Origin of the sequence: Clostridium puniceum (genome assembly GCF_002006345.1) — a bacterium.
GTDB classification, from domain to species: Bacteria; Bacillota; Clostridia; order Clostridiales; family Clostridiaceae; genus Clostridium; species Clostridium puniceum.
Window position 1 is genome coordinate 19437 of the sequence record NZ_LZZM01000187.1, and the last position, 26140, is coordinate 45576.

Annotated in this window: 16 protein-coding genes, 1 pseudogene and 2 other annotated features; of the genes and pseudogenes, 15 read left to right on the top strand and 2 right to left on the bottom strand. The window is 30.1% G+C overall.

From position 1 onward, the window contains the following. Window positions 1–29: 29 nt before the first annotated feature. The 7 genes from CLPUN_RS16710 (at window position 30) to gltX (ending at window position 10315) form a co-directional block, all read left to right on the top strand. The gene (locus tag CLPUN_RS16710) at window positions 30–1046 is read left to right on the top strand and encodes a CotS family spore coat protein (protein ID WP_077848381.1); all 1017 of its coding nucleotides are present in this window, start codon (window positions 30–32) and stop codon (window positions 1044–1046) included. Continuing rightward, window positions 1047–1967 carry a spore coat protein gene (locus CLPUN_RS16715; protein ID WP_077848382.1) on the top strand — a complete coding sequence of 307 codons (921 nt, stop codon included), beginning with the start codon at window positions 1047–1049 and terminating at the stop codon, window positions 1965–1967. It begins immediately after the preceding gene. Window positions 1968–2018: 51 nt separating this feature from the next. Next, window positions 2019–3062, top strand: coding sequence for a CotS family spore coat protein (locus CLPUN_RS16720; protein ID WP_077848383.1), 1044 nt, complete (start codon window positions 2019–2021; stop codon window positions 3060–3062). A 212-nt stretch (window positions 3063–3274) separates the two neighbouring features. Continuing rightward, window positions 3275–3530, top strand: a binding site (T-box leader). 451 nt (window positions 3531–3981) lie between these two features. Then, on the top strand, window positions 3982–5400 hold the full coding sequence (lysS, locus tag CLPUN_RS16725; protein WP_278281665.1) for a lysine--tRNA ligase: 1419 nt from the start codon (window positions 3982–3984) through the stop codon (window positions 5398–5400). Window positions 5401–5671: 271 nt separating this feature from the next. Continuing rightward, on the top strand, window positions 5672–7351 hold the full coding sequence (locus tag CLPUN_RS16730) for a M3 family oligoendopeptidase (RefSeq protein WP_077848384.1): 1680 nt from the start codon (window positions 5672–5674) through the stop codon (window positions 7349–7351). Between the two features lie 83 nt (window positions 7352–7434). Continuing rightward, window positions 7435–7759 (top strand) — a binding site (T-box leader). A gap of 111 nt (window positions 7760–7870) precedes the next feature. Beyond that, window positions 7871–8395 carry a GNAT family N-acetyltransferase gene (locus CLPUN_RS16735; protein ID WP_077848385.1) on the top strand — a complete coding sequence of 175 codons (525 nt, stop codon included), beginning with the start codon at window positions 7871–7873 and terminating at the stop codon, window positions 8393–8395. A gap of 258 nt (window positions 8396–8653) precedes the next feature. Beyond that, a complete protein-coding gene (gltX, locus tag CLPUN_RS16740; RefSeq protein ID WP_077848386.1) occupies window positions 8654–10315 on the top strand; it encodes a glutamate--tRNA ligase in 1662 nt (553 codons plus the stop codon). A gap of 157 nt (window positions 10316–10472) precedes the next feature. On the opposite strand, the gene CLPUN_RS16745 is transcribed toward gltX, so the two are convergent. After that, window positions 10473–13469, bottom strand: coding sequence for a leucine-rich repeat protein (locus tag CLPUN_RS16745; protein WP_077848387.1), 2997 nt, complete (start codon window positions 13467–13469; stop codon window positions 10473–10475). Between the two features lie 281 nt (window positions 13470–13750). Between CLPUN_RS16745 and CLPUN_RS16750 the strand changes: the two genes are divergently transcribed. The 7 genes and pseudogenes from CLPUN_RS16750 to CLPUN_RS16780 all read left to right on the top strand — a co-directional run bounded on the left by CLPUN_RS16750 (window position 13751) and on the right by CLPUN_RS16780 (window position 22216). Further along, window positions 13751–14431, top strand: a complete 681-nt coding sequence (locus tag CLPUN_RS16750) for a DUF5680 domain-containing protein (protein ID WP_077848388.1) — start codon at window positions 13751–13753, stop codon at window positions 14429–14431. A gap of 30 nt (window positions 14432–14461) precedes the next feature. After that, window positions 14462–15331 (top strand): methionyl aminopeptidase, encoded by an 870-nt coding sequence (locus CLPUN_RS16755; protein WP_077848394.1) that lies wholly within the window; start codon window positions 14462–14464, stop codon window positions 15329–15331. Window positions 15332–15478: 147 nt separating this feature from the next. After that, window positions 15479–15850: pseudogene (locus tag CLPUN_RS16760) on the top strand (lysozyme); the annotation flags it as partial. A 705-nt stretch (window positions 15851–16555) separates the two neighbouring features. Further along, a complete protein-coding gene (locus tag CLPUN_RS16765; protein ID WP_077848389.1) occupies window positions 16556–17347 on the top strand; it encodes a MurR/RpiR family transcriptional regulator in 792 nt (263 codons plus the stop codon). A gap of 101 nt (window positions 17348–17448) precedes the next feature. Beyond that, window positions 17449–18918 carry a glycoside hydrolase family 1 protein gene (locus tag CLPUN_RS16770; RefSeq protein WP_077848390.1) on the top strand — a complete coding sequence of 490 codons (1470 nt, stop codon included), beginning with the start codon at window positions 17449–17451 and terminating at the stop codon, window positions 18916–18918. Window positions 18919–18920: 2 nt separating this feature from the next. Further along, a complete protein-coding gene (locus CLPUN_RS16775; protein WP_158078791.1) occupies window positions 18921–20762 on the top strand; it encodes a glucose PTS transporter subunit IIA in 1842 nt (613 codons plus the stop codon). A 14-nt stretch (window positions 20763–20776) separates the two neighbouring features. Next, window positions 20777–22216, top strand: a complete 1440-nt coding sequence (locus CLPUN_RS16780) for a glycoside hydrolase family 1 protein (RefSeq protein ID WP_077848391.1) — start codon at window positions 20777–20779, stop codon at window positions 22214–22216. A gap of 597 nt (window positions 22217–22813) precedes the next feature. Here the strand turns inward: CLPUN_RS16780 and CLPUN_RS16785 are convergent. Then, entirely contained in the window at window positions 22814–24121 is a 1308-nt protein-coding gene (locus CLPUN_RS16785) for an IS110 family RNA-guided transposase (protein WP_077848392.1), read from the bottom strand. Between the two features lie 472 nt (window positions 24122–24593). Between CLPUN_RS16785 and CLPUN_RS16790 the strand changes: the two genes are divergently transcribed. Continuing rightward, a complete protein-coding gene (locus tag CLPUN_RS16790; RefSeq protein ID WP_077848393.1) occupies window positions 24594–25847 on the top strand; it encodes an IS110 family RNA-guided transposase in 1254 nt (417 codons plus the stop codon). Window positions 25848–26140: the final 293 nt, after the last annotated feature.

Sequence of the window (26140 nt, forward strand, 5' to 3'; positions counted from 1 at the left end):
AAAATAAATAATAGCTGGCAGGATGTTTTATGGAGAATAATAAGGATATACTTAAAATTAAAAGCTATGTTGAGGAATACTATAGCTTAAAGATAGATAACATAGAAAAAGTAAAAAATAGTTATAAAATTAGTACAAAAGATGGGGGATATTGTTTAAAAGTAATTAAATATGAATTCTCTCATTTTTATTTTATTTTATCTGCAATGAAGCATCTTCAAAGAAAAGGTTTTACGAATATTCCTGAATTTGTTCTGAATAATGAAAAAAAAGAATACGGGTGTATAAATGATAAATTTGTTTATTTAACTAAATGGATTCCATCTAGAGTAAGTAATTACGATAATCCTTTAGAATTAGCAACCGTATCAAGAGAACTTGCAAAATTACATGAATGTAGTAAAGGTTTCACTTTAGAAAAGAATATGAAGGCTAGGATTGGATGGTTCTCTTGGGATAAAGTTTTTGAAACTAGGAAAAATGAAATATTTGACTTTAAAAACAGGATAAGTCAAAAGTCTTACAAATCTAAATTTGATTTATTATATTTAGATAATATTGAAGATCAAGTAAAGAGAGCAGAGAAAAGTATAGAAGGGCTTCAAAAAAACAATTATGTGAAGCTTATGGAAAAGGAGGTTTTTAAAAGAAGCTTTTGTCATCATGATTATGCTCATCATAATATTTTAGTAGATAGTAATAAGAAGATTAATATTATAGATTTTGATTACTGTATACTAGATTCACATCTTCATGATTTATGTTCTTTATTAATAAGAACCATGAAAGATGGAAAATGGGAAAATGAAAAAGCTGATTTAATATTAAAGGCTTATAAGAGTAACATGGAAGTTAAGGAAGAAGAGATTCCTATAATAAGAGAATTCATGAGATTTCCGCAAGCTTTTTGGCAGATAGGTCTACAGGTATATTGGGAACAACAGCCTTGGGGAGAAGATTTTTTTATAAATAAGTTAGAAAAATATTTGGAGGATTGTGAGTTTAGGGAAAAGTTTATTAATAGTTATTTTAATGGGGGAAATTAAATGGATGAATTATTAATTAAGGAGTATTTAAGCAAAAAGGGGATAACTATTATTGGACAATGTTTTCATCATGATAAGGATATTACTCATAAAGATATTATTTCTCAAATTAATTTAATTGTAGAACTTCATAAAATATTAGTTCGATGCAGTTTTTGTGGATTAAGTGGAATAAAGAGCATCATAGGTAAGGAAATTGAAGATTATAAGGTTCAAATGAAGAAATTAGAAAGATATTATGACCGTGTAGTTAACACATCTTGTCATAATGAAGTTGATAGACTTATTTTAGCTAATGGAAAGAATATGTTAAAAAAGGCTAAGGAATCAGTGAATTATATTTATGAACACGATTATTTTGGTGCTATAAGACGTAGTATGAATAGGGAAGAGCTTTGTCTTGAAAAAGTTCAGCCAAGTAATTTAAGAAGAAATGAAGATAAGATTGAAATAGGAGTAATTAAAAATATGACATATAACCTGGTGGAAGAGGATTTATATAATTATATTAAGAAGCTTCAAAGAGCTGAGATTAATATAGATGAAGAGGAATTAATAAAAGTATTTATATATGAATCTCATCTATCATTTAACAGTTTTGATTATTTAAGAGGCCTTTGCAATTATCCAAGGGATTTCTTAAAATTATGGATAAAGTATATAGAGATAAACAGTGGAAGAAATACTTTAATAAACAAAGTAATGATTAATGAGAATCAAATAAATCAGCGGGAAAGCAATGAAATAAATAGGAAGAAGAATAAAATAAATAAGCAAAGAGATAAGTCAATAGATAATGAACAGAATAAAACTAATGAGAAATCTAAAATCAATAGAAAGAATAAAACTAATGAGGAATTATTATTAGAATTTGAAAAGAGTCTAAAGTATGAAAGTAAGAGTTTTATTAAATATAGATAAATTCAAGATGTACTGTTAATCCTAATGTTTAGTTATCAGGAGGATAAAAGTATGAATAAAATTAGGTATTCAGAAAGATCTTATTTATGTGATTATGATTTAAGTTTGAAATTTTTCAATGAATTAGGAGTAAGGGTAAATGATGTTATTCCCCTTAGAAAAGTATTCGTAATATCGACAGATGAAGGAAATAAGATTTTAAAAAAAGTAAATTATGATATAGATAGAGTAAATTTAATAAGTGAATCTTTAGATTATGTAAAGAAAAGTTATAGTAATATAATAACATATAATAAATTTAAGGATAATCTTAGTTATAAGAAGTGGAAAAATCAAATTTATATTATTATGAATATTTTAGATGGAAGAGAAGCAGCTTTTTCAAATCCTGTAGAAATTAATCTTTGTGCGAAAAATATAGCTTTAATGCATAGAGCAGCTAAGGGATTAAGGGAGCATTTAAAAAATAAGTATAATAAGGATTTTTTAGATATTTCTTTGAAAGATAAGTTTAAAAAAGCATTTGATGAATTAATTTGGATGAAAAACTTAGTAAAAAATTATAAATATAAAAATGAATTTGACACATTATTTATAAACAATGTAGATGACTATTTAATTGAAATTGAAGAAGTGCAAAAGGAATTTTATAAAAGTAAATATGAAGATTTAAGAAAAGCTGGAGATACGATTACTATTTGTCATAATGATTTAGCTTATCATAATTTTTTGTTTAAAAACAATGAAATGAGTATAATAGATTTTGATTTTATGACTATAGATTTAAGAATAATGGATATAGGAAATTTTGTATTAAAATCTATAAAAAATGCAGCCTTTGATATAGATAAAACACTAAATTGCATTGATGGATATGAGAATATTTCAATTCTAAAACAAGAAGAAAAAGAATTACTATATATTCTTATTAAATTTCCAAAAGATTTTTATACTATTTCTAGAGATTACTATTATAAGAGAAAAAAGTGGGATTATGAGGTGTATTTAAATAGATTTAAGACAAAGCTGAATAATGAAGAGTTTAGATATGAGTTTTTAAAAGCATATAGAAATAAGGCACAATCAAAAAAATAACAAGTCCATTTGCCAGTATATTTTCCATCATCCTGCGTCGGTAAATTGACCTAATAGGCCCGCTATGAGGGCGATTTGCCTCCTTGCCTGATGAAAAATATTCATGGCAACTTTGGACTTGTTATTTAGTTTCATGTGCCTAAGTTGTCTGAAAATATTAAAAAAATATTTAGAACTATATTTACAAAAAGGGTATTATATTGTAAAATGCTATAAAGGCTAAGAAGAGAAGAGTAAATAAAGTAATTCATTTTAAGAGAGCTCTGAATGGTGGAATAGAGCAATGAATTTTTAGTGAAGAAGATCTTGGAGCTGCACGCTGAGTCTATATGATAGAGGTAGGATGTGACGGGATATCCCGTTATAGATATAAAGTATCTCATTGCATTGATGTACTTGAAGAGGTGTATGCGGCAACACATGCACAAACTGAGGTGGTACCACGAATTTATAACTTTCGTCCTCAAGATTATAAGTCTTGGAGGTGAAAGTTTTTTTATTTGAATTAAGGCACTATCAAAAAAATAACAAGTCAATCCGCTAGTATATTTTCCATTATAGGAAGCTCGACTCGCATACGCTCGCTGAGTACTCAAAGAGTAAGCGACCATCATCAAATCATAGATTTGAGATGTCTACTTAAGCGATTCACACCAAATCACAGATTTGGGTTCACTGCTTCCTTGCCTGATGAAAAATATACACCTATAAAAGTGCGAAGCACAATCAAGAACCTTACATGGCAAATTTGGACGTGTTATTTTTTTCGTGTGCCTAAATTAATCAATAAATAAGTAAAGGTGGTAAAAAAATGTACGAAAAATATGAAAATTTAAATGAACTAGAAAAGATAATGACAAATACTAATGAGTTTATAACAGAAAGAATAAAAAAGTTAAACAAACTTAATGAACTCTGAATAAATCCATATCCTTATAATTATGATTTTAGTAAAATGACTCATACAAAAGAAATCTGTGATGACTTTGATAATATTGATGAGGAAAAGATATTTTCTTTAGCAGGAAGAATAATGTTCCTTAGAAGAATGGGAAATGCAACCTTTGCTAATATTACAGATGAAAAAGGAAATATACAAATATTTTTTAGCAAAAAATTAATTGGAACTGAAAATTATAATGTTTTAAAATTAATTGATGTTGGAGATATTATTGGTTTAGAGGGAACTGTATTTAAGACTCAAACAGGGGAAATAACTATTAGAGTAAATAAATTTGAATTGTTATCTAAAGCTATAAGAACTCTCCCAGAAAAATATCATGGAATTCAAGATTTAGACTTAAGACAAAGACATAGATCCTTAGATATGATAATGAATTCAGAGGTTAAAGAAAGATTTATAAAACGTTCTAAAGCAATTACTGAAATTAGAGAATATTTAAATAATATGAATTTTATTAAATGTGATACGCCTGTACTTGATACTAAATATGGAGGTGGAGAAGCAAAGTCATTTAAAACTTTTGTTAATGATTTAGACTGCGAAGTATATATGAATGTTTCTCCAGAATTATATTTAAAAAGACTTATTGTAGGTGGAATAGAAAGAGTTTATACCTTTGCAAGATCTTTTAGAAATGAAGGAATTGATAGAACCCATTATCCAGAATTCACGCTAATGGAATGCTATATGTCTTATGCTGATTATGAAGAAATGATGAGAATTATGGAAGGTTTATATGAACATGTGTTTAGTCAAATAAATGGCTCAACTAAAATAAAACATGGGGAAGAAGAAATTGATTTTAAAACTCCTTGGAAAAGAGAAACAATGTGTAATCTTGTAAAACTTGATACAGGAATTGATTTAGAACATTTAAGCAAGGAAGAAATTATTAATAAAATTAAAGAGAATTCTCTTTTAATTGAAGAACAAAATGAGGGCCTAAATATAAGCGAAGCATCAAAAGGAGAGTTAATAGTAAATCTTTTTGCATCATATAGTGAGAAAAAATTAATTCAACCGACTTTTGTTATAGATTTTCCAAAAGAATCCTCACCACTTTGTAAAGTCCATAGGGAAAATTCAGATTTAATTGAAAGGTTTGAACCATATGCTTGTGGAGTGGAGCTTGGAAATGCATATTCAGAATTAAATGATCCATTAAGACAACGTATATTATTGCATGGCCAAGCAGAAAAATTAAGAGGTGGACTCGAAACTGCTAGTCCAATGGATGAAGAATTTGCAATAGCTATTGATACAGCAATGCCACCAACAGGAGGCTTAGGTATTGGTATTGATAGAATGATAATGTTTTTAACTGGAGCGAATACAATAAAGGACGTTATTGCATTTCCATTAGTTAAAAGGTAAAGCAGTTAATATAAGAAATAAAAAATACTATTTGCAATAAACATTAATCATATAGAGCAAAATGATAATGTTTATTTGCATTTACTAAAGTAATATAACCATAAATTGAAGATAGGTAAGTTTTAAATTAATTTTTTAGATTAAAATAATATGCAAAAGTTAATTATATGTAATTTACTTATTAGAATATATATAAATTAATATGCAGGTATTTAAATAATAGAAAATATATAACAAATCAATATATAACCTATATAGAGGAGTGAAAAGTATGAAAGACAAAAAATTTAAATTATCAGAGCTTCCTTATGAAAGAATAACAATTGAATCTTTTGAAAAAGAAGCATCTGAAATAATAAACGAATTTAATGCTGCAAATAGTGGTGGGGAACAATTTCTAGTTCATAAAAAATATTACGCTTTAATGGGAAAAGTTCGTACTGCAATGACTTTATCAGGAATGAGACATAATGGTGATGTTTCAAATAAATTTTATGAAGAAGAACAGGAATATTATGATGAAATATCTCCTAAAATTGAAAGCTTTGAAGTAAAATATCAAAAGTTACTTTTTAATTCTCAATATAGAGTTTATCTTGAAAATAAGATAGGACAAGTTCCTTTTAAAGATATAGAAATTAAGTTAAAAGCTTTTGATGATGTACTTATTCCGCTTAAGCAAGAAGAAAACACTCTTACATCAAAATATAATAAATTAATTGCACAAACTAATGTAGAATTTAGAGGGGAAACACTTAGTCTTTCTCTACTTGGAAAATATTTAAAATCTAAAGACAGAGCAACAAGAATTGAAGCAGCAAAAGCTAGAAGTGAAAAGCTGCTTACTATTAAAGATGAATTAGATGACCTATTTGATAAACTTGTAGCAAATCGAAACGAACAAGCAAAATCAATGAAATATGATAATTTTGTTGAACTTGGTTATTATAATATGCAACGTAATTCATATGATAAAAATGATGTGGCTAATTTTAGAAATCAAGTTAAAAAGATTTTTGTACCTATTGCATCTAAAATGCATGAGGAGAGAAGAAAACGTCTTGGTTTAGAAAAACTTGATTATGTTGATGAAGGTATTTACTTCCTAGATGGAAATCCTATTCCTGTTGGAAATGCAGATGATATTTTTGCAGCAGGTAAGAAAATGTATGGTGAATTATCTCCAGAAACAAAAGAATTCTTTAACTTTATGCTAGACCATGAATTATTTGATGTATTAGGAAGACCTAACAAAACGGCTGGTGGATATATGGATATGCTTATGGGATATAAGGCGCCAATTATCTTTGCTAATTTTAATGGTACTAGTGGTGATGTAGATGTTATGACCCATGAATGTGGGCACGCTTTTCAAGGGTATTTAACAAGAAATGATGAAATACAAGAGCATAACAATATAACTAGTGAAACTGCTGAAGTACATTCAATGTCAATGGAGTTTTTCACAGGCAAATGGATGGAATTATTCTTTGGTGATAGAGCTAATGACTATAGGAAAGTTCAACTTGAAGATGCTATTGCATTTATACCATATGGATGTATGGTAGATGAATTCCAAGAAATAATCTATACAAAACCAGAACTTACACCTTCTGAAAGAAGAGAGGTTTGGAAGCAATTAGAAAATGAATATAAACCACATCTTGCTTTTAAAGATGATGAATTCTATGGTGAGGGACGTACTTGGCAAATGCAACAACATGTATATAATAGCCCATTCTATTATATTGATTATTGTCTTGCACAAACATGTGCGCTTCAATTTAAAATAAGAATGGATGAAGATTATAAGGATGCATGGGAAAAATATATTGCATTTTCTTTAGAATCAGCAAAAGATTATTTCCCTAATATGCTTCATAAGGTTGGTCTTAAAAGTCCTTTTGAAGATGGCTTTATAAAAGAAATAGTAGATAAGATAAAATTATAAATTAATAAATTATCTTTACATTGGTATTTTCAAATTGTATAATTGACTTGTATTTTATAAATAATATAATTAAATCATTAAAGATAAGTGCGTTGAAAAAGAAGAGTAAATAGTATTTTAATTTTAAGAGATCTAGGGATAGTGTAAGCCTAGAATTTAAAACTATTGAAGGAAGCTTTGGAGCAATAAATAGAAAGTCGTGAGATGTAGTATATTTGTGGGGTTATTCCCTTAAAGATAATTAAGAGGATTAAGTTGGTCATACAAAGAGTAATAAGTTAGTATGATTAATTAGTGTCATATGGCTAGAGCAGTTAACATAGTTAATGTTATAAGCGCTACGTTGACCTAATTACTAGATTTAATCAATTTAGGTGGTAACGCGGAAGTCAGCCTTTCGTCCTAAGTGTTTTTAGGACGAAAGGCTTTTTTGAATTTATTATTAAATAAAAGATTTCAAATTCATAATTGTAATTTATGATGAATTTAAAAACAATGGATAATTGGAGGAAAGGAAAAATGGAAAGATTAAAATTAGTTCTACCAACATCAGAAGATAAAGAAAAGCTTCTGGATTATAAAAGAGAATTTATTGAAAATGGAGATAACATGGATGGGACTGCAAACTTAGCCAATGCTAAAACCTTTGAAGAATGGTATAGCTTATTTTGCGATAATTTAAACGAAGAAACTGTAAGAGAAGGTTTAGTTCCAGCAACTACATATATGGCTGTTTCTGTTAATGATGACCATTTAATTGGAATGATTGATATTAGACATAGGTTAAATGACTATTTGTTAAATTTTGGTGGAAATATAGGATATAGTATTAGGAAATCTGAAAGACAACAAGGATATGCAACAGAAATGTTATCATTAGCATTAAAAGAATGTTCAAAATTAAACATTAAAAAAGTTTTAATTACTTGTGAAAAAAATAATATTGCATCTGCAAAGACTATAAAAAATAATGATGGAAAATTAGAAAATGAAGTAGCAGAAGGAAACGAAATTACACAAAGATATTGGATAACTTTAGATTAAGATTAATAGAATAATTTACAAATAGGTTAATTATGAATTTTCTTAAATTATATAAGTTTTAATTAATTTTCTAAATTAAAATAAGGTAAAGTGAATTGATACATGTGGTTTATTTATTGGAAGTTATATATTTAGAAAGTGTAATAAAAAATAATTTGATTTAAAACTACATTATGTAGATGTATTTTTAATATAAATGGCTATGACAAGGGGCCTGTAACACCTTGTACACGAGATATAATAAGGAGATGTATAAAAATGAGTTTTGAAAAATTAGCAGATATGATATTTGGAAATATTGAGCATACAACAGAATATTATATTGAAAAATATCCAAAGAGAAATCTTAAAGAAGGTGCAAAAGTTACAAGATATGCACCAAGTCCAACTGGATTTCAACATATAGGTGGAGTATTTTCTGCATTAATAAATGAAAGATTAGCAAGTCAAAGTGAAGGTGTATTTTTTTTAAGAATAGAAGATACTGACCAAAAGAGAGAAGTAGAAGGTGCAATAGAAGATACAATTGCAACTATGCATAACTTTGGCTTAGATTTTAGTGAAGGCATGACAGGACAAGAGACTTCTAAAGGTGAATATGGTCCATATAAACAAAGTGAAAGAGCTGATATATATAATACCTTTGCAAAAGATTTACTTATAAAAGGGTTAGCTTATCCAGATTTTTGCACTCCAGAAGAATTAGCAGAATTAAGGGAAAGACAAATGGCTAATAAAATAACTCCAGGTTATTATGGAGAATATGCTAAGTTCAGAAATATAGCTGAAGAGGAAGCTATTAAGAGAATTGAAAATGGAGAAAAATATATTATTAGATTAAAATCACCTGGAAATCCTGAAAAGAGAGTTGAATTCCATGACTTAATAAAAGGTGATATATCATTCCCAGAAAACAATCAAGATGTAGTGCTTATTAAAGGAGATGGACTTCCAACATATCACTTTGCTCATGCAATAGATGATTTCTTAATGAGAACTACAGATGTAATAAGAGGAGAAGAATGGTTATCATCACTTCCTATACATGTTCAATTATTTGAAGTTTTAGGATTTGAAGCTCCAAGATATGCTCATATTCCAGTAATAATGAAACAAGATGGAGGATCAAAAAGAAAGCTTTCAAAGAGAAAAGATCCAGAAGCAGCTGTATCTTATTATAAGGAAGTTGGATTCCCAACAATAACAGTAATTGAATATTTACTTAATATAGTTAATTCTACCTTCGAAGAATGGAGAGCTGAAAATCCTAAGGCAGATTATCATGAATTTGAAATTCACCTAGAAAAAATGGGTAAGAGTGGAGCATTATTTGATTTAATTAAATTAAATGACGTATCTAAAGATTGCATATCTATTATGAAAGCCACTGATGTTTATGAATATTATGTAGCTTGGGCTAAAGAATTTGATGAAGAAATGTATAAATTAGTTACAAAAAATGAAACTATGACAAAAGAAATCTTCAACATAGATAAAGAAGGTCCAAAGCCAAGAAAAGATTTTGCTAAATGGAATGAAGTAAAAGAAAAAACATTCTATTTCTTTGATGAATTATTTGAGAAAGAAACAGCAGAACAAATAGAATTACCAAAGGGAGTTACATTAGAAGCTGCTAAAGAAGTTGTAGGAACTTATAAGAATGAATTTAACTTCAATGTAGGAATCCAAGAAGTTTGGTTTGAAGATTTGAAAGAAATAGGACTTAAACTTGGATATTGTGCTAATAGAAAAGATTTCAAAGCAAATCCAGATCAATATAAAGGTATGATTTCAGATGTTGCAGGAGCAGTTAGAGCAGCATTAACTCATAGAACTAATTCACCTGATATCTATACGATTATGCAAATTATAGGTGAAGAAAATACTAGAAGCAGATTTGATAAATTTTTAAGTTTATAATACAAAAGGCATAGAACCTAAATTTATTTTTAGAGTTCTATGCCTTTTTGTTTAATTACAGTAAGGTTTGAATAAAAATAATATTTTATGATATTCATACTTAAATATTATATAATAAGCTTTTATGCATAATTATTTTGAGTCTTTATAATTATAACTAAGCTTTTACAAGTTTTAATATAACTTGTCCTGTATATGTTCCAGCTACAATTTCCGTTTTCACTCCGTTAACAGTCATTTCAATCTTATATCCTTCAGGTGCTTTAATATTTGCATCTTCTGAAATAATTAGACTGCCAAGATAAGAATCATTTGTAATTGTCCATGTAGAATTCTTATTAAAGCTTGCACTGATTCCAAAGTTAGCTTTAGCACCATAATAATTTCCGTTTAAATTTGAAATTTTACCTGTTCCATCTGTATAAGAAAGATTGTTAACTTTCCATAAACCATTTGAACCATCAGCAAAGGAACCATTGAAATTAGAATCTGTAAAGTTTACTGTAAGTTTTGATGATCTGCTACTGGTTCTCCCTTCAACATTTCTGTTTACGTCACCTTCATTCCAAATTATACCTTCAGAGTTAGATTTGTTAAAATTAATTATAGGTGCAGAACCGGCTTCGGAAGCTACAAGGTAATTATAATCTTTTTTGTTGGTATTACTAAATTTGCTTTCATTGAAAACAAGATTGATGCCTGATGCTTCAAATTCCATAACTGAACTTACAAGCCCGCCATAAGCGCTTCCGCTTGTTAGATATGGAACATCTGAGAAGTCAGTAGTGCCAGTATATTTACCAGCAGAATAGTTGTAATATGTGTTATCTAAAACACTGTTTCTTAGCATGGTATCAGTTGTATATTTTTTTCCAGCAATTTTACTTAGTTTTTTTATAAGTGTTGCTGAAGCGTCTTTAGAAATACCATAGTTATTACAAAGCGTACCAATAGTCATTGTAGAATCACTCATCATATAATGAATTAAATCTGAACTTCCACTAGCTTCTTTCCACGCTGCAACTGCTTGAGCAGCAGTTTCACCCAAAACATATCCCTTAATATCTTTGTCAGCCGTCAAATTAACTTTGTTAAAAGTGGAGGTTGAATCTGTGTTTATACCGCCACGATTTCTGAAAGCAATTTGACCTATAGCAGAACTGTTATTAACTTTAAAGCTACCTCCAGAAGCAGAAACAAATCCTGCATCCATTTTTGAAAGGAAAGATGAGTCCTCTGCAGTAATGACACCACCACCAATAACATAGGCACCAGCTGAACGATTACCATAAACAGTTGTACGGAAATCTTTTACGTCAACAACACCGTTCCCGAAATCATTTGCTAGTGCAGAAGATTGTCCAACAGAGTAACTTCCTGGAGTACCTGTAACTGATGATATTTTATTTAAGTATGCGTATCCACCATATACTACGTCTGCAACATGATTGTTCCAACCTTTTAAGTTAAAATCAGCATTGTATACATAAGCACTGGAGGTGTCTGATGGTGCAGATTTATTACCTGCTTTAGTTCCAGCTCCACCAGCTATAATACCATTAGTACCATCACCATTAGCAGAAAAAGTACTTTTTTTGCCATTAAGTTCTCCAACAGTAATTTTTCCACCATTTGTGGCATAGAGAAGTGCATTCATTCCCCATTCCATCATGATTTCAACATTATAGGAACTAAGACCTGTTTCGTAAGACATTTTTGCCCAGTTGCCAACAGATGAAGATGCAGCATGGAGCTCATCAACATCAATGGTTCCATAATCATTAGCCCAAAGAATACTGCGATTTTCATTGGCTTTAGCGCCAATAATATCGCCATCACTAGAAGTAGTGGCAGTTAAACTTTTCTTATAAAGGTTATCACCTTCCCCACTTGTTTTTACCACTGAATTTGCAAAGGAAAGGTATATGTTACTTAAGATATCTCTAGCACTTAGACCATTAAGGTTTGTGTTATTACTATAGATTGTAACAGGGTTGTAGGAATAGGTTACGCTGTAAGGAGAATAGTAAAGAATATCAACATCACCATCGCTATCTGTATCTCTGTAAGTAACATATTTATAATGACTGTTAGTTGAAGGGAATTTTCCACTTTTTTCGTCAATAGAAATATTTTCACCAGTTTTTACATCATAAGCAACAGCATTTTTATCTAAATCAACTTTATTTCCGTTGATATAATAGCCTTCTTGAAAATTTAAAAGGGTTTTAACTTTGTTGTAGGAGCTATCATTTGCGATTTTATTATTAAGAGCAGAAGCTTCTTCTGCAGTCAAAGAACGAAATGTTTTGTTCAGTTCATTTTCACTTACATCATTAGTAAAGTTTTTATAAATTTCAATGACTTGCGCTGCGGGAACATAATTATCACCTGTAAATGTAACAGTATTATTGGTGAAGCTTACATCAGAAGTTTTGCCGCTAGCACTTTTACAAATGTTTGCTATAGATGATGCTGTGATTCCGTAACTTGATGAGTTTGTTACATTTAGATAAGCTCCACCGCCAATAGCAGCTGCACTGGAATTATTAATGGAGACACTTATACTTTCAGTATTTCCTGTTACAACAGCTTTTCCACCTGCAGAAGTTTGAGTTGTTCCTGTTGGAAGGTATAGAGCAGCGTTACCACTACTTTGAAAAGCACCTTCTTTAATAGATACACTAGGGTTTGCAAAGGAAAGGATGATAGCAGTATTTAAATCATAAAATGCCCAATCATCAATTTCTGTTACACTATTAGGAACATAAACAGCCATAATTTCACTATGATGGCCAAAAGCTTGTGCTGAAATTTTTGTAACAGGAGCTCCACCTAGTACGCTAGGAACAATAACTACTTGATCTGTTTTTCCTGAATAATAAGTAATAGAGCTAGTTATTGTTTTATTAGTACCAGAAGTTGTTGTTGTAATGTCAAAAGACCAGTCACCCTCAATAGTAGAAATTTTTGTCGTAGATGAGGTATTGCCTCCACCTTGGTCTGGAGGTGGTCCCATATCATCGACTTCACCAGAGGTTACACCTTCTGGAAATTCTGGGGGCTGTTCTGCGGCTATAACATTGAGAGAAAAACAGGTTGTTACCATAGACAGTGTTAGAAGCAGGGTTAAAATTCGTTTTTTTAGTTTCATATTTATCCTCCTATTTATATAAATTTGTTATTCATGGTGTATTTTAACATATGAACCTTTAATGAACCTTAAACTAATTATGCTTCATAAACTTATATTTATATAAAATGCTATGATAATTAATCTTTTATAAGAAAATAATAGAAAATTTAACTATTTAGGATTAGAATTAAATTACATCATTTTTATCAAAAGCAACTTCAAGTTGTCAATTTTGTTATACTTAATTGGTAGAAGCATGGTAATATTTTCGATATACTGATATTAGAGGTGGTTAAACAATGAGTTTTCAAGAACAATTGCAAACACTTAGAAAAGCAAAAGGCCTATCACAAGAAAAATTAGCTGAGTTTTTAGGTATATCAAGACAAGCGGTCGCAAAATGGGAAGTAGGGCAGTCTTATCCTGATATTGCAAGATTAATTGCATTAAGTGATTTCTTTAAAGTAAGTATTGATAAGTTAGTTAATGATTATGAAGAAAATTGCCGCTTATTTATAGAAGAAAATAAAGTCAACTATGTAAATGAAGATATAATCAATTTCTTGTGCAAGGCAAAAAAATGCACATATGCTGGAAAGGGATCAGAGTGTAGACCTTCAAGACCTAATTCTCATGATTTAGAATATGTAGAAGGAAATTTAAAATACATTGATACATATTTAGGTGGAGAAAGATTTTCGGGGGAAGAAGCTTTGTGGAAAGATGATATTCCATTTTGGTCAATGAATTATATTGGAAGAGTTTTAGATGAAAGATTTTCAGGAAGTTTTTTGAAGGAAGCCTTGAGTTTAGTAAGTACAGAAAATCCTTATCGTGGGCCTGTTATTTATCAAAATGGACAGTATAAATATCATTGTATTATTAGTGGTGAGTTCAATTGGTTTCAAGGTCGTGAAGAAATTTATTTTGATGATATTAAGGTTTATGAATGCTTTTTTCATGGTGGATTAATTAAATAGTAAGGATGAATATATATGGAGAATAATATTATGATGTTAAATAGAAATGATTTATGTTGGTGCAAAAGTGGATTAAAATATAAAAAATGTCATTTGGAATTTGATGAAAAGTTAGATCGCTTAAGAAGAAAAGGGCATATAGTACCAACAAGAAATCTTATAAAAACAAAAGATCAAATTGAAGGAATAAAAAAGAGTGCTAAGATTAATAATGGTATTCTAGACTTAATTAGCGAAAAAATTAAAGAAGGAATGGCGACAGAAGATATAGATAAATTAGCTTATGACTATACAATATCTAATGGTGCAATTCCAGCAACTCTTAATTATGAGGGATACCCTAAAAGTATTTGTGTATCAATAAACAATGAAGTATGCCATGGAATACCAAGTAAAGAGGTTATTCTTAAAAGAGGTGATATTGTAAATGTAGATGTAACAACTATACTAAACGGATATTATTCGGATGCATCAAGAATGTTTATGATTGGTGAAGTAAATGAGGAAGCTAAAAAATTGGTTCAGGTAACTAAGGAATGCTTAAAGAAAGGTTTGCAAGCAGTTAAACCTTGGGGATTTTTAGGTGATATTGGAGCTGTAATTCAAGAGCATGCAGAAAGTAATGGGTATTCAGTAGTTAGAGAATTTGGAGGACATGGAGTTGGATTAGACATTCATGAAGAGCCATTTGTTTTTCATTTTGGAAAAAGAGGAACAGATATGGTTTTGGTACCGGGGATGGTATTTACAATTGAACCTATGATAAATGCTGGAAATTATGAAGTGTTTATTGATGAGAATAATGGGTGGACTGCATTAACAGTTGATGGTTCTCTTTCAGCACAATGGGAACATACTGTTCTTGTGACTGAAAATGGTGTGGAAGTAATTTCAAAATAGTAAAAATAATAGTAAAAGAGTTGCAGCTATGGTTGTATATTATCCTAATATTTATATAGCAAGTATTGTATTGAGAAATAAAACTTGCAATGTTTAGGAACTTCACTGGAAAGTAGAACAGGAATTATTAAAAGATTTATTAGCTTATTAGGCTATGGAATGACAGGAGAAGAAATACAAGGTATCTCAGAGGTCACAGAAGAACAAGCAACATCTATGCTTAATTGGATTAATAACAAGTATGCTCCAGTAATTAAATCAGATTTAGACTCTAGAGGCATAACATTAAAGCAAAATGAATTCGATGCATTAGTAAGTTTTGCATATAATTGCGGTACTGGTGGTTTATTAAATTCAACATTATATAGGCGTATATGTGAAGATATTAGAGATTTTAGTTTAATTGCTAATTTTCAAGCTTGGTCAAATGGTGGCGGAAGAAGAATAGAAGGTCTTTACAGAAGGAGAACTAAAGAAGCAGCAATATTCTTAAATTCTGACTACACTGGAAATGTATAATGTGATATAATTCATTTGGTTAAATTGTACAATAGCTAAATAATTTAGAGGATATGGCAGTTAATTAACTGCTGTATCCTTAATTTTTTTGTCTAAAAATAATTATATTAACAATACTAATTTAATATACAATAACATATCAATTGAGATCTAAACAAAATCAAAAGGGCCACATACTACGTGAGGGGCAACAGTAAGGGAGTATGGATTGAGACTCAATGTATACCAATAAGTAAGTGTGAAGAATTAAAGAATACACTGGGTTCATGGTTTTATGAAATAAAAAAGCAGAACGTAATGATTTAGTTATTATAATTATCAATATTAAATGAGATTTAACAATAATTAAAATGAGGGTTCTGTGCGTGTCACTTCCATCATAAAACTCACGAAAGTCTAAAATTTGGATTCTTGTAGATTTGTTATATTTTAAAGAAAATTAATAGATGTAACCATTAAAAACATACTGATGTAATTATTATATAATTGGTTAGAACCAAATAAGTGCTATCAAAAATAGTTTGAATTTTTCGTAGTTTTATAGGATTTCAATTTTATAATAATAAGTTAAAAATTAGTAAATGATTATACTATTTTTAAAAGTATGTACGGTAATCTGAAGTATGAATACTTAAGTTTATATTTGTGATAAAATGTATTTAGTAAAAATGAGCTTAATAATAATGAAGGAAGGTAACTATTATTATGAATATTCATCGTCTTAAATTAATTGATTCTTTGTTCAAAATTATGGAATATACAGATTTAGGTGATCCGGATAATGTGATTGCAACATATTTTCTGAAAAATTATTCTAGATTGGGAAAGTTGAATATTTACGATGTTGCAGATGAATGCTTTGCATCTCGGAGTAGTATCCGTCGATTTTGTAAGCGAATTGGATTTGAAAATTTTCTGGATTTAAAAAATGAATTTAAAGCGTTTGATTACCAATACAACTATTTTATGAAATTGCATGAAAAGATAAATTATAGAGAGTGGTATGCAAAAGAAATTAATTCAGCAATTAGTGAAATAGATGAAATGATTACTAATGAAAAAGTAGAAGAGATTGCACAGCATATTTATCAAAGCTCTAGAGTTATTTTTTTATCTTCATATTCGTCTGCTCAAATTATTATGGAATTTCAAAGACCATTAGTTTTGTTGAATAAAGTGGTTCAAGTTATGACAGATACTAACTATAATGTAGAAGTGTTAACATCTCTACAAGAAACTGATTTAATTTTTCTAGTGTCTACTATGGGGAATGTAGCTAAAGCTAATTTGAAAATACTACCATTATGCAAAGCTCAAAAATTATTGATTACTACTTGTAGAGAAAAGAGCTTTGAAAAAAGTTTTGATGATATTTATTATTTAACCAAAGAAGATTATACCAATATTAAAAGTGTTCAAGGAAAGTATGGGCTAGCATATTTATTTGATATCTTATACAATGTTTATTTAAAGAAATATGGAGGAAACAAAAAATAGGGAGCAAAGATTGCCCCCTATTTGTTTATTTATTTTGATAAAATAAAGTTGTAATGAGAACGGTTACTAAAATAAATATAATCATGGAAAGGAAGATATATATGCATTATACTCACGATCCAATATTTCCAGAAAATTTCTTTTGGGGAGCTAGTTCAGCAGCTTGGCAGGTTGAAGGAGCGACACGTGAGGGTGGAAGAACACAGGCTGTAATTGATTTAAACTCACAAAAAAAGAAACCATTTGCAGATAATTCTATTGCATCAGATCATTATCATCATTATAAAGAAGATGTTGCTTTAATGGCGGAATGTGGTTTTAGTTCTTACCGATTTTCGATGTCATGGTCTAGAATTATTCCCCATGAAGATCGAAAAGTAAATCCCGATGGAATTGCTTTTTATAATAATCTAATTGATGAATTATTAAAGTACAATATCACACCAATTATAACATTATATCATTATGACTTACCATGTTGGATTGAAAAGAAATATGGAGGTTGGCTTAACCGCTCTGTTATAGAGGAATTTGAATATTATTGCAAGATTTGTTTTAATAATTTTGGGGATAGAGTAAAGTACTGGTTATCAATAAATGAGCAAAATATGCAGATTGTATATGGTGATTGGTTAGGTGTTTCTAAAGGATGTAATAACTGGTTTGAACAAAAGTGGCAGATTAATCACATTATGAATTTATGTCATGCTAAAGCAGTTCTTGCTTGTCATGAACTAGTTGATGGTGGGAAGATTGGTCCAGTACCTGGAATGGTACCGATTTATCCAGCAACATGTAAGCCTATGGATCAAATTGGTGCAATGAATGCTGAAGAGTTCACTGAAAAGATATGGAATGATACGTATGTTTACGGCGAATATAGTAATTTCGTTAAAAATTATTGGAAGAATCATAACATTAATCCAGAAATTAAACCAGAAGATGAAGAGCTGATGAAAAAAGCGAAGATCGATTTCTTTGGAGTCAATTGTTATCGAAGTAATGTAGGAAAAGATGCGCCATTAGATTTGGAAGCCAAAGAGTATTTATTAAATAAAGATGGAAAAAAGGGAAATCTTCAATTTCCAATCAATCCAGGAGAGTTTGCTTTAACGGAGAATCCATATGTAGAAACAACAGATTGGGATTGGGAAATTGATCCAGTATCACTGAGATATACTTTACGTTATATGTGGGATCACTATCATTTACCAATGATAATTACTGAAAATGGATTTGGAATGCATGAATCTATAGGTAATGACGGTTATATTCATGATAAAGAGCGTATCAATTTTTTGAGAGATAACATTTACCAAGTTGGTTTAGCAATTGAAGATGGTTGTGAAGTGTGGGGATATAATCCTTGGTCATTTACAGATTTACTTTCAACTGGTAATGGAATGGCAAAGCGTTATGGATTGGTATATATTGACGTAACAGATGAACAGTTAAACAAAATTAATGACGCATCGAAGTTAAGTATTAAGAGAATTAAAAAAGACTCTTTCTATTGGTATTCAAAGCTAATTAAATCAAATGGAAAAGAGTGGGGAAGGGAGAAAGAATAGTTATGGCAAAAGATTATGTGAAAATAACAAAATCAATTCTTAAAAATTGTGGTGGTGCTGAAAATATTGTAAGTGTAAGTCATTGCATGACGCGTCTTCGTTTACAGATTAGAGATGAAAGTAAATTCGATACTGATTCAATTAAGAAAATTCCGGGTGTTCTAAATGTAGTAGTTCAAAATGGAGAATATCAAATAGTTATTGGGCAAGATGTGCCTAATTTATATGCAGAGTTTCAAAAGATAGATGGAATTAAAGGTGGAGGATCAGTTGAGGATGCGAATTCTTTAAAGGAAGATGGAAAAAAACAAAAGGGAAGTATTGCAAATGCAGTAATGTCATTTATTGGAGGTACCTTTTCTCCTGTAATTCCGATATTAATTGCTGGGGGTCTTACTGGTGCAGTATTGACACTATTAACAAATTTTTTTGGAGTAACAAAAGATTCTGGTACTTATACAATTATTTATGCAATTAATCAAGCAACATTTTATTTCTTACCTGTATTCATTGGATTTTCAGCTGCAACCAGATTAAAATCTAATGGCTATCTTGGAGCATTCCTAGGTGCAATTCTTTTATATTCGACTATAAATAATGGTCAAGGATTGTCGTTTTTAGGATTGCCTGTAGCTCAGGTTGCATATAATTCTACAGTATTTCCAATTATTTTAGGTGTATTGTTTATGTCTGTAATTTACAAATTATTACAAAAATATATACCTGTTGTTTTAAGAACAATTTTTGTTCCGTTACTTACAATTTTGATTACAGTTCCTATAACATTGATTATTTTGGGACCAATTGGTAATACCGTGGGAACATGGTTAGCCTATGGTGTATATTCAATGTATGAAACAGCTCCAGCGATTGCTGTAATGATTGTGGGTATTACAACGCCTTTAATGGTTTTCTTTGGCATGAATAACGCAACTTACCCAATATGTTTTGCTTTGTTGGCACAGGTGGGTTCAGATCCTTTAATTGTTACTGGAATGACACCTGCTAATGTGGCTGTTGGTGGAGCATGTTTGGCTGCTGCATTGATTTCAAAAGAACTAAATGAGAAATCTGTTTCTATTTCTGCTGGAGTTACAGCTCTTTGTGGAATTACAGAGCCTGGGGTATATGGTGTGTTGTTTCCTAAAAAATACCCTTTAATTGGAGCAATGATTGGTGGCGGAATTGGTGGATTTATTGCAGGTTTTTTTGGAATGACTCAATATGTTATTTCAACTCCAGGCTTTATGTCTATTCCAGCTTATATCAATCCGAATGGAACTAGTAATAATTTGATTATATCTTTAATTGTTATGGTTATTGCCTTAGCTGCGGGATTTGGATTTACGTATTTATTTGGCAAAAAGGGATTACTAAATAAATCTAAAAATTGTTCGGATAATGAAATTATAGCTATCGCAGATGCAGAACAAATTCCAATTGAAGAAGTAAAAGATGATATGTTTGCTCAAAAAGTAATGGGAGACGGCGTTGCTTTTAAACTTGAACAAGGGATGATTTGTTCGCCAGTTAATGGAACTCTTTCTGTATTGTATCCGACAGGGCATGCGTTTGGAATAACAATGGATAATAATGTTGAATTATTATGTCATATTGGAATAAATACTGTAAACAGTAAAGGTAAAGGATTTAAGATAATAAGCAAACAAGGCAATATAGTTAAAGCTGGTGATCCAATTGTTCAAGTTGATTTAAAGACTCTTGAAAAAGAATATGATATGACAACTATGTTGATTGTTACAAATACAAATGAAAAAAAGGTGGTTTTTAATAATCAAGGTAAAATAAAAAAAGGTCAGAATATTGGGAGTGTATCTCAGTAAGACAAGGAGTAATTATGAATAAAAATAAATTTCCAAAAGGTTTTTTATGGGGAGCTTCAACAAGTGCTTATCAAGTAGAAGGGGCAGCCTATGAAGATGGTAAAAAAAAATCACAACAAGATATTCTTAACGAAGAATATTATAACAAGTATGGTTTTGCAACAGCTGAAATAGCAAGTGATCATTATCATCACTATAAAGAAGACATTGCATTAATGAAAGAAATGGGATTCACGACATATCGTTTTTCTATCTCATGGTCACGGGTATTTCCTGATGGAGTTGGAGAAGTAAATCTTAAAGGTATAGAATTTTACCATAATTTAATTGATGAATTGTTAGCTAATGGTATAGAGCCAATTGTTACTATATATCATTATGATCTTCCTTGGGCATTAATAGAGAAATACAATGGCTGGTTAAATAGACAAATAGTTTCGGATTTTGAGTATTATGCAAGATATATTATTACTGAGTTTAAAGATAAGGTTAAATATTGGACTACAATTAATGAGCAAAGTATTATTGTTCAATATTGGACAAAAAAGAATTACATTCCAGAGGAATTGCGTTCAGATGATCAATTACGTTATCAAGCTAATCATTATATGAATTTAGCACATGCTATTGCTTGTAAGTTAGTTCATGAAATTGTTCCAGGGGGAATGGTAGGTTCAGCTATTGGATATTCACCAGTTTATCCTTTATCAAGTAGAGCAGAAGATGTAATGGCTGCACAAAATGCAAATGATTTACACAATACTTACTACTTAGATATTTATTTTAAAGGCATTTACACAAAATCAGCTATGACTTATTTGGAATCAAATGGATTAGCACCTATAATTGAACCAGGGGACATGGAACTTATTAAAGAAGGAGAATCTGATTTCTTAGCTTTAAACTACTATTTAAGTGAATGTGCTAAAGCTTGCTCAAATGATGGTCAAAGACGTTTTATGGGTGTAAATATAACTGGGGTGAAAGGAGCTATTGATGGATTTGAAAGACAACCAGGGTTTTATCAAATGTGTAAAAATCCTAATTTAGACACCAATGATTGGGATTGGCCAATTGATCCTACAGGTTTAGAGTATATTCTTAGGGATATTTATACTCGTTATAACAAACCATTGATGATTACAGAAAATGGGTTGGGAGCATATGATGAATTTACTTCTGATGGAAAAATTCATGATTTATACAGAATTGATTATTTGCGTAATCATATTAAGTCAGTGAAAAAAGCAATAGATTACGGTGTAGAAGTGATAGCATACTGCCCTTGGTCAGCAATTGATTTGTTGTCTACTACAAATGGTGTAAAGAAACGTTACGGCCTAGTTTATGTAGATAGAACAGATGAGGATGCTAAAGAGTGTAAAAGGATTAGAAAAGACTCATTCCATTGGTATAAAAAAGTAATTGAATCAAATGGAGAGAATTTAGATTAATCAAAAAGTAAGATTGTTAAATGAAGTGAATTTGTTAATGAAGAATATATAATAATAGAAATTTTGCAAATTGAAAAATTGATATTTTTCCATAAATATATTTTTAGTTCTCAAAATAGAAAGTATATTTATTAATGTTAAAGTTAAAATATTTAATTGGCGTATATATAATCAACCTAAGATTTTGATTTATACATTTAATGATTTTCTGTTTTTACTAGATTTTGAATGATGTATATTTCAAGTTTTTGAATTGGATATATATAGGGTTCACCATTGATAATTACATATATTGCAGTATTTAGAATGAGTAATACCGTGATAAATTTAGCTAGTATAAGATTAATTATCATTGGGTAACCCTATACAATACTGAACCAAAATAAAAGCTAAATATATATTATAGTCATGTAATAAAGATAAGGAATACTTAAAGCAATTTAAAGTTTTGAGTATTCCTTTTTCATATTTTGAGTCCAGCTAAGAAATGTCAATAAGAAATAAAAAAATAATTATTATTTCTATGAGTCTAAAAAAGGGTAACTTTAATAAACCTTTTGACTAACTGTCAAAAAAAGTTATTTCTATGGAATTACACTACGCAGCGAAGCCGCATCTCGCTTGGTGATAATTCTTTTGATGTTCTTCTGGTGTGATGATTTCAAACTCCTTTTCATCACGAAGAATTACGAATACAATATTGCAAACTTTATGCATAACAGCTCCTAGAGCAACCATTTTAGGCTTACTCTGACATTTCAAAAGATAGTAGTCTCGGAGTACAGGATTTTGGGCAGAACCATTTCTGTTTTTATTGATGCTGACTAAAGCCATGGTATGAATAACTCTTCTAGCAATTCGAGAACCTCGTTTTGACATACTGATTTTCGTACCATTAAATTTACCAGATTGTTTTACAGCTGGATCTAAGCCAAAGTAAGCAAAAAGTTGCTTGGGTGAATTAAACGCAGAGAAATCTCCGATTTCTGCCATAAGACTTGCGGCAGAAAGAAAGCCTGCACCTTTATATGACTCAATCAAGTGAATTTGCTTCACAAAATCAGTGGTTTTATTTGCATCGACAAGTTCATGCATGTCAGAAAGTATTGAAGAAATCTCTTCATCATACTTTCGAATGAAGCTTATGTATAAGCGAATTCGTTTAAAGTTACTACTTACAGCATGACCAAAAGTATTGGCATCATTAGCGGCCTCAATAATGGCATTATAATTATCATAAGCATATGTAAGTCCAAAACGAGCAGTACGCCGGATGGAATCGATGATTTCATCTTTCGGAGCAGATAAAAATGCATTCGGAGAAGTATATTTCTCAAGTAAGGTCATTGCCGTATTCGTAGTTATTTTAGAAAAAATTTTTAAATACTGTGGAAATACCATTCGAAGTTCACCTTGAAGCTTATTAACATAAGCGGAACGGTTGTCCATCAGATCGTAATATTCTCTTGAAAGATTTCTTAAATTAAGAGCAAGGTCCGATGGCATAAGAGAAACTTTCAAATCAGGCTTTAAGCCTATTAAGGCAGCTTTTTTTGAATCAAATCTGTCATTATGCACTTTTCTGATGTTAATGTTTGTGCTATTCTTAGTGATGATAGGATTAATAACGTGAACATTAAATCCCTTATCACGAAGATAGCAGAAGAGTGGGTAATGATAAATTCCAGTGGATTCTAGGAAAATGCGACTTTCCAAAGAATACAGCTCTTCTGCTTCTTTTATTTTAGAAACAGCTATAGCAAGGGAATTTAAATCAGAATGTAGGATTTTAAATGGTTTTCCTACGAATGTTTGGTTGGGAAGTGCAATAGACATCCAACTGAAGTCTGCACCGATATCAATTCCAACCGAGATAAATAAATCATATTTTGTAGTGTTTAACATGAGCAATAGCTCCTTTCTGATAGGAATCCATTTCCAAGCAATGAGTACACATCCTAGCATGTGATACGGGGATAGCCAGAGGCTCCCAACCAGCTAATCATAAAACCTCATTGAATGGACTAATTGACTCAATTATAGGTATAGGTCAGTAGTAACTGACTTCCCAAGGAGGAAAACATTCTTTATCCTATCCTTTAAGAGATTATACTTTATGAAAAGTCTGGAGTCTATCGGGAACCGTCAGACATATTAAATTATAGAAGTAACATCTGATGAAGGAAGAGATCCTTCTTCCGTTACTTATTTTAGAAATTTACTAAGAAAGGGATAGCCCTTTGTGGCTATATCATAATTATACTAGTATTCCTGTAATAAAGAGTTTTAGACTTTATAAGAAATAAAAAAACTGATATAAATATATTGTGTGTCACTTGCAAGACGACAAAACATTTATATCAGGAGGTTAACTTAAATGAATAATATAATAATGGTTCCCAATACTTTAATCTTAGGAATAGACATTGCAAAGGATAACCACTACGGTCAATTCATAGTGAATGGTGAATATATTAAAAAACCATTCTTAATAAAGAATACCAAAGAATCTTTTGATTGTCTATTTGAAATAATGAAAGAATTGACTGAAAAGTATGGAACAGTTCATACTCTTGTAGGGATGGAACCAACAGGTCATTACTGGAAGAATATCGCCTGCTATTTGAAAAATAGAGGCATAAGCTTATGTTTAGTGAATCCTTATCATGTTAATAAAACAAAAGAATTAGAAGACAATAGCCCGACTAAAAATGATAAAAAGGATGCAAAAATCATTGCTAAATTGATATATCAAGGTCAGTATCTCACATGCATGTTCGAGAAAGAACTATATGTCAATTTAAGAATTAGTAGCAATAACAGACAAGATTTAAAGAAGCAATTAATAAAAGAAAAAGTAAGACTAATAGCGCTATTAGATGAATATTTTCCGGAATTAAGAGATTTATTTTCTAATGTTTTAGGTAAATCATCGTTGGGAATATTAAAAAACTGTCCATTTCCGAAGGATATATTAAACATTGGAATTGAAAAAGTAACTGAAATTTTAAAAAAGGCTACTAAAAATAGAGTTGGAATAAAGAAGGCATCTTTAGTATATGAAGCTGCTGAAAATTCAATAGGTATCCCTGTCGGATTGGATGGAGCTAGATATAGATTGAATCTTATCATTAGAAATTTAGAAAAGCTTCAAGAAGAAATTGATGCTGTTGAGATTCTTATGAATAAGTATTTATTTGAAACAGGTTATTCAGACTACTTATTAAGCATTCAAGGAGTAGGAATCGTAACAGCGGCCAGCTTTTTAGCTGAGATAGGTGATATATCAAAATATGATGATTATAAGCAGATTCAAAAGATTGCAGGATTAAATTTAAAAGAAACTAGTTCTGGCATGAAAAAAGGAAAAACAAAAATAAGCAAAAGAGGAAGACCTAATTTAAGAAATATTTTATATCAATCATCAATGATTATGGTTGCTAAGAATGAAGCATTTAAGGAGATATATGGGCATCTTACAAAAAGACAGAAAAATAAACTTACAGGAAAACAAGCAGTAGTAGCGTTAAGTGTAAGGCTAATTAAAGTTATGTACACGTTATGCACTAAAAAAGTAATGTATTCTCATGCTAAAGTTCATGGGTTAGATAGTTATCAACAGGTAGCGTAAATAGAAATTTGAATTGTTGTATTGGAGCGATAAAATGTTCTTTAAATAATGAGTAAGGTTAAGCATGCAAAAACCCCCATAAGGGCTTAAATGACCCAGTATACTAGGATTAACGCAACACCTGTATAAATGATACGATAAGAATGTAAGGAAATGATCATATAATAATGTACAATTTAGTTTTTATAAATTATAATTACTCAAGATTTAACGGAGGTAATTATGATTATACAAACAAATATTTATTCAGAACTTAAAATTAATACTTTAGAAGATCTTCATAAAATAAAGCT

Coding starts and splice junctions, on each gene's coding strand:
- CLPUN_RS16720 (WP_077848383.1), top strand. CDS start 2,019: ATGAATAAAATTAGGTATTCAGAAAGATCTTATTTATGTGATTATGAT.
- CLPUN_RS16775 (WP_158078791.1), top strand. CDS start 18,921: ATGGCAAAAGATTATGTGAAAATAACAAAATCAATTCTTAAAAATTGT.
- CLPUN_RS16770 (WP_077848390.1), top strand. CDS start 17,449: ATGCATTATACTCACGATCCAATATTTCCAGAAAATTTCTTTTGGGGA.
- CLPUN_RS16790 (WP_077848393.1), top strand. CDS start 24,594: ATGAATAATATAATAATGGTTCCCAATACTTTAATCTTAGGAATAGAC.
- gltX (WP_077848386.1), top strand. CDS start 8,654: ATGAGTTTTGAAAAATTAGCAGATATGATATTTGGAAATATTGAGCAT.
- CLPUN_RS16735 (WP_077848385.1), top strand. CDS start 7,871: ATGGAAAGATTAAAATTAGTTCTACCAACATCAGAAGATAAAGAAAAG.
- CLPUN_RS16750 (WP_077848388.1), top strand. CDS start 13,751: ATGAGTTTTCAAGAACAATTGCAAACACTTAGAAAAGCAAAAGGCCTA.
- CLPUN_RS16710 (WP_077848381.1), top strand. CDS start 30: ATGGAGAATAATAAGGATATACTTAAAATTAAAAGCTATGTTGAGGAA.
- CLPUN_RS16780 (WP_077848391.1), top strand. CDS start 20,777: ATGAATAAAAATAAATTTCCAAAAGGTTTTTTATGGGGAGCTTCAACA.
- CLPUN_RS16715 (WP_077848382.1), top strand. CDS start 1,047: ATGGATGAATTATTAATTAAGGAGTATTTAAGCAAAAAGGGGATAACT.
- CLPUN_RS16755 (WP_077848394.1), top strand. CDS start 14,462: ATGATGTTAAATAGAAATGATTTATGTTGGTGCAAAAGTGGATTAAAA.
- CLPUN_RS16745 (WP_077848387.1), bottom strand. CDS start 13,469: ATGAAACTAAAAAAACGAATTTTAACCCTGCTTCTAACACTGTCTATG.
- CLPUN_RS16765 (WP_077848389.1), top strand. CDS start 16,556: ATGAATATTCATCGTCTTAAATTAATTGATTCTTTGTTCAAAATTATG.
- CLPUN_RS16785 (WP_077848392.1), bottom strand. CDS start 24,121: ATGTTAAACACTACAAAATATGATTTATTTATCTCGGTTGGAATTGAT.
- CLPUN_RS16730 (WP_077848384.1), top strand. CDS start 5,672: ATGAAAGACAAAAAATTTAAATTATCAGAGCTTCCTTATGAAAGAATA.